Origin of the sequence: Candidatus Magnetaquicoccus inordinatus (genome assembly GCF_004217665.1) — a bacterium.
Classification (GTDB): Bacteria; Pseudomonadota; Magnetococcia; order Magnetococcales; family Magnetaquicoccaceae; genus Magnetaquicoccus; species Magnetaquicoccus inordinatus.
Window position 1 is genome coordinate 1 of sequence record NZ_RXIU01000247.1, and the last position, 4,693, is coordinate 4,693.

The 4,693-nt window shown below is 53.4% G+C and carries 5 protein-coding genes; 2 read left to right on the forward strand and 3 right to left on the reverse strand.

The genetic code is table 11. The features are described from left to right. Positions 1–257: 257 nt before the first annotated feature. Entirely contained in the window at positions 258–1,802 is a 1,545-nt protein-coding gene (locus EJP87_RS13940) for a sigma-54-dependent Fis family transcriptional regulator (RefSeq protein WP_130472475.1), read from the reverse strand. An 8-nt stretch (positions 1,803–1,810) separates the two neighbouring features. Continuing rightward, positions 1,811–2,155 carry an IS1 family transposase gene (locus tag EJP87_RS13945; RefSeq protein WP_130472476.1) on the reverse strand — a complete coding sequence of 115 codons (345 nt, stop codon included), beginning with the start codon at positions 2,153–2,155 and terminating at the stop codon, positions 1,811–1,813. On the opposite strand from EJP87_RS13945, the gene EJP87_RS18645 reads away from it, so the two are divergent. Then, positions 2,154–2,414 (forward strand): hypothetical protein, encoded by a 261-nt coding sequence (locus EJP87_RS18645; RefSeq protein ID WP_153188685.1) that lies wholly within the window; start codon positions 2,154–2,156, stop codon positions 2,412–2,414. The genes EJP87_RS13945 and EJP87_RS18645 overlap by 2 nt on opposite strands. A gap of 155 nt (positions 2,415–2,569) precedes the next feature. After that, positions 2,570–3,409, forward strand: a complete 840-nt coding sequence (locus EJP87_RS13950) for a flagellin N-terminal helical domain-containing protein (protein WP_130472477.1) — start codon at positions 2,570–2,572, stop codon at positions 3,407–3,409. Positions 3,410–3,702: 293 nt separating this feature from the next. Here EJP87_RS13950 and EJP87_RS13955 read toward each other — a convergent pair whose 3' ends face one another. Next, entirely contained in the window at positions 3,703–4,335 is a 633-nt protein-coding gene (locus EJP87_RS13955; protein ID WP_130472478.1) for a DUF4337 domain-containing protein, read from the reverse strand. Positions 4,336–4,693: the final 358 nt, after the last annotated feature.

The following is a 4,693-nucleotide window of genomic DNA, read 5'->3' on the forward strand; positions in this document are numbered from 1 at the left end:
TCCATTAGGCGCGCCGCGCCGACGCAAAAAGCGCGTCGGCTTGTTGTGAAAGGCGCGCCAAAGGCAAAAGATTAAAAAACAAAATCCCAGGGATTCCATCCCTGGACCCGGCCAGGGAGGTGCCCTCCCTGGACCCGCAATAGTTTTGGGTGGTGAATAGTTACATAATTTTTTTATTTTCAAATGCGCTTGCCCTGAGGCCCACTCTCGTCGGCTGATTTTTCAGCAGCAAAGAATGCGCCTGTCTGCTTTGCAGCTTAATCGTCGATACCATACTGGCGCAGTTTATTGTGCAGTGATTGACGAGTAATATCCAATAGTTGTGCAGCCTGCAGCTTGTTACCTTGGGTCTTTGCCAACGCGGCACGAATCAGACGGATCTCCAAACGCTCCCGTTGTTGCGGTAACGAGAAGGAGTCGGGCAACATCTCTTGAGCGGTCAGGGCGTGGCCGCTGCCTTGCATCGGCAGGGAGCAGTGTTGTGCGGAGATGGTCTCTCCATCATTGGTGAGAGCCACTAAACGCTCCACCTCATGTTGCAACTGGCGCACATTGCCAGGCCAGGCATAGCTTTCAAAACGGGAGAGAATCTCCGGGGAATAGCCGAGAACCTTTTTGTTGAAGCGGACATTGACCTCATCAAGAAACATCATGGCCAGGGGCAGAATATCCAGATGGCGTTCACGCAGCGGCGGCAGATTGAGATCGACAGCAAAGAGGCGAAAGAAGAGATCTTCGCGAAAACGTCCCTTTTTGACCTCATCCTGCAGATTTTTTGCCGAGGCGCTGATGATGCGAAAATCATAGCGGTGCAAACGGTTGCCGCCCAGACGCATCCCCTCTTTTTCCTGAATGGCGCGCAAAAATTTGGGCTGAATGGTCAGGGGCATTTCGGAGATTTCATCGAGGAAAAGGGTGCCACCCGTGGCCTCCTCGAAACGACCCATGCGGCTGGAGACGGCACCCGTAAAGGCCCCCTTTTCATAGCCGAAAAACTCACTTTCCATCAAATTTTCTGGGATGGCCGAACAGTTGACGGCAACAAAAGGACGACTGCGCCGATCGTTGGATTGTTCATGGATCATGCGGGCAATGACCTCTTTACCGGTTCCGCTTTCGCCGGTAATGAAGACATTGACCGGTAGCGAGCCAATCTGGCGCACAATCTCCAGGGTTTGGCGCATGGAGGGGCTTTCGGCGATAAATTTGTGGCGTTCGGAGGCTTTGAAATCGCTGCGCGCCATCTCTTCGTGCATATGCTTGGAGATGCTGATCATCTCCTCGGTGATGATGTTGTGTTCGATGGAGAGAGCCAGATAACGGACCACCTGTTGCAGGAGGATCTCATCTTGTTGGGTAAAACCTTCGCTGCTGCGTTTGTTGAGCACCTGGACCGCCCCGATACAGCGCTTTTCCGCCAGACTGAAGATGGGCACGCTGATCAGATTGCGGGTGATAAAATCGGTTTTTTGATCGACCTGGGCATGGAAGCCACTGTGGTGCTCAAGATTGGAGCTGAAGATGGTGGCACCATCGGCGATGGTGCGTCCGACAATGCTGCCCTCTTTGGGGGCGATGATCTCTTTTTCGCGTACTCCGGTACCAAATTTGAGCCAGACATTATCCGATTCGGCGCTGTAAATGAAGATGCTGCAGCGTTCGGCCTGTACCAACGGCGGAAAAACTGCCACAAAAAAGCGCATTAAATTTTCATAATCGCGACCGCTCCAGGCCCGGGTAATGCGATCCAGTTGTGCTTTAAGGGTAATCAGGCGCTGGCGGATTTCCGAGGTCTTAAACATGGAAGGCTCTATCCTGCTGCTGCCTGAGGTGGAGCCGATCGTCTGCCGCTGCTGCGGGGAGTGGCGGCGGGCAGAGAGAAGCGGGAGAGCATTTGAAACACCTCCAGCACAGTTTGGGTGGGCAGTTTGAGCAGTCGAGCGGTCTCTTCGACATCAGCACCGTTGAGGGCCAGGTCAATGATTTGCTGGCGGGCGGTCGCGGAAGAGGATTTGCTGCGATAATTAAGCAAAAAAATCCGTCTGTTACAGGCTGGGTTGTGGCAGATAAAGCGTTGGGCACCGTTGGGTTGGCGACCATATTTGACCACATTCAAGCTGTCACACTCCGGACAGCGCACTTCGACCACTGCCATGATGGAAATTCTCCTTGCGTATCTGGCCTATGGGAGGGAGTTATTCCCTATCTTGCTGCAGATAAAGAATTTTTACTCTGTGTTACAAAATCAAGATTGTATTAGATCAATTTTTATGCCAAGCGCTGCGGTGAAGATATTTTCCTTACATATGTGCAGCTTGTCGTTTCCATTGCTGCTGCTGCAGGCTGCTTTGCTGCGTCTCATGGGCAAAATGTTCCGTCGTGGGTTTGCAAAAAATGCCTGCATGCGGGGATGAGTGCGAGGTGTAAGCATCTAACTATATGAATAATAAGATAAAAAAACTTGGAATGCAAGTTGCGATATTGGTTCTGCAAGGTGCAGATAGCCGTTTGTAGCGGCAAAATCTGACCGCTCTGACCTTTTTTTGCTGCATGCACGCAAGGAGCTGCCATGGCTACTATCCTTTCTGCCGTTTCCGGTCTGTCGAATATGGTCAATGCCGCGCTGACGGATCCCGCGCTGGTTGCCCTGAAAGAGAACATGAGCAATGCCGCGAGTGTTGCCGAAGGGTATCGGGTGGATCTCTCCCAGGATGAAGAGCAGGCGGGACGAACCGGAGCCTCGCAGCTCTCTTTGGGAGGGCGCTTGTCGGTCGATCTGCAGGCTTTGAATCAGGCCACTTTGCAGGCCAACGATGGCATTGCCATCACCCAGATTGGTGGTGCGGCCCTGAATGATATTCATGCCGATCTGGCCGAGATGCAAAAGCTGGTGCAGGCCAGTCGCAGCGGTTCGCTAAGTGCCGAGGATCGGCAAAATCTGCAGGAAGAGGCCAGAAAGTTGCAGGCAGCCATTGAACAAAAAATCCATTCAACCCGCTATAATGAGATTCCTTTGTTGGCCAGTACGCGGGCGATGTTGTTGCAGGCTGGTATCGAAAGTGGTGTGCAGAATACAATTGCCTTGAAAGATTTAAGTCAGGCGCTGACTCCCGTGGATACCAGCAGTACCGCGGGTATCGAGGCAGGAGAGAGCTCTCTGGCCAAGGATGTCAGTATGGTGCAGGGGTTGCAGCGGCAGATGGCAGCCAAAGAGGGTGAATTTGTGACGGCCATTGCTGGCTTGTCCTCTTGGGCGGCGGCGCGTACCGGTATGGGAGCACGGATTGACAGTGAGCAAGAGGCCAGTCAGGCGGCCAGTCGCATTGCTGCTTTGATTCGCGGCAATGCTGCACAGGCGTTTCATGTGCAGGCCAATCAAGCGCCCGCACGGGTTGCCCAACTGGTTTAAGATTGCGCATCGCCTGGGTTACGTGTAACTTTCAGGTCCGTGCTGGCTCGCCAGCTCTACCCCCATGGGGATGCTGTGCGGATTGGCGCAAAAATATGCGCCAATGTGCACAGCATCCCCATGGGGGTAGATCTGGCGAGTCATCGCAAACCGGGCAGGGCTGGCAAGCCAGCACGAACCTGAATAGTTACGTTTTTTGAAAGATTTGTAGGGCGATGCGTGGGGTCGTTGAGTGGTTTACGGCCCCACGCTCTTTTTTGGCAGGGAGGAAGAGTCCCTGTTGCGGCCCTCCCCTAGAGATGAATCAAGGTCGGCGCCAGCCAGCCGAGCAGACCGAAGGCTATCCCGAGCACTCCCAAAAATCCGGCTCCCCATACCAGCAGCAGCATATTGGTGACCACCGAGGCAGAGGCCATGACGATGGCAATTTGCAACGCTGCCGCACCATATTCAAACATATGATGGGCGGCGGATGCTTTGTCGCGAATCTTTTGTGCATTGATGGCCCGTTCGCGCAGCTCCTTGCGTCCTTCACCCTTTTCCGGCTCGCTTTCATACCGTTGGGCGGTGGTGCGCCAATCGCTGATCCGCTTTTTCCACACCGCCTCCTGTTCGGGGCTGAGATTAATCGGTTTGCTGGCCTCCATCAGTTCGGCAGCGGTCTCCATGGTGGTTTTACGGATGGTTTTGGCCTGATAAAAGGCCCAGAGATCGGAAGCCTCAATATTGTGGGCAATTTGCGAAGTCTGCGAAGAGTTGACTCCGGTTTCAATCAATGCCAGCAGACAGGCTAAAATACTAATCAGAATAGCCACATATTTTTTACTGCCGCCCTCATGTCCACCTGAGGCACCATGCTCTCCATGCTCCCCGCCATGGCCATGGGCAGCTTCATGGATCTGCTCTTGGGTTTCCATTACTTCCATTGTGTGTACCTCGTTTCAATAAAAATAGAAGATTGATTAATATGTTTATTGGACAGTCAGCGGCAGGATTTGTCAATAGCCGACCTGGGTAAAGGCAGGACAAGCGCATTTGCCAATTTTCTCACTGTTGCCACAAGCGCAACGGTGCAGGTCGGGCGTCCGCCCTCCCAAAGAGTGCCCCTGCGGGGCACAAATCGGTGCGGCATGCGCGAATGCCAGCGCATTCGCTTTTGTGCAACGCCGCACATTTTCAGCAGGGCTTTGCCCTGCAACCCACCAGGAGGAGATAATCTCCTCCTGGACCTTCTTAATAATTTTGTAACTATTCAGGTTGGTGCTGGCTCGCCGGCTCTACCCC

What these genes read in the sequence shown, in the direction of transcription:
- EJP87_RS13940 (WP_130472475.1), bottom strand. Translation starts at nt 1,802, where the DNA reads ATGTTTAAGACCTCGGAAATCCGCCAGCGCCTGATTACCCTTAAAGCA.
- EJP87_RS13950 (WP_130472477.1), top strand. Translation starts at nt 2,570, where the DNA reads ATGGCTACTATCCTTTCTGCCGTTTCCGGTCTGTCGAATATGGTCAAT.
- EJP87_RS13955 (WP_130472478.1), bottom strand. Translation starts at nt 4,335, where the DNA reads ATGGAAGTAATGGAAACCCAAGAGCAGATCCATGAAGCTGCCCATGGC.
- EJP87_RS18645 (WP_153188685.1), top strand. Translation starts at nt 2,154, where the DNA reads ATGATGGAAATTCTCCTTGCGTATCTGGCCTATGGGAGGGAGTTATTC.
- EJP87_RS13945 (WP_130472476.1), bottom strand. Translation starts at nt 2,155, where the DNA reads ATGGCAGTGGTCGAAGTGCGCTGTCCGGAGTGTGACAGCTTGAATGTG.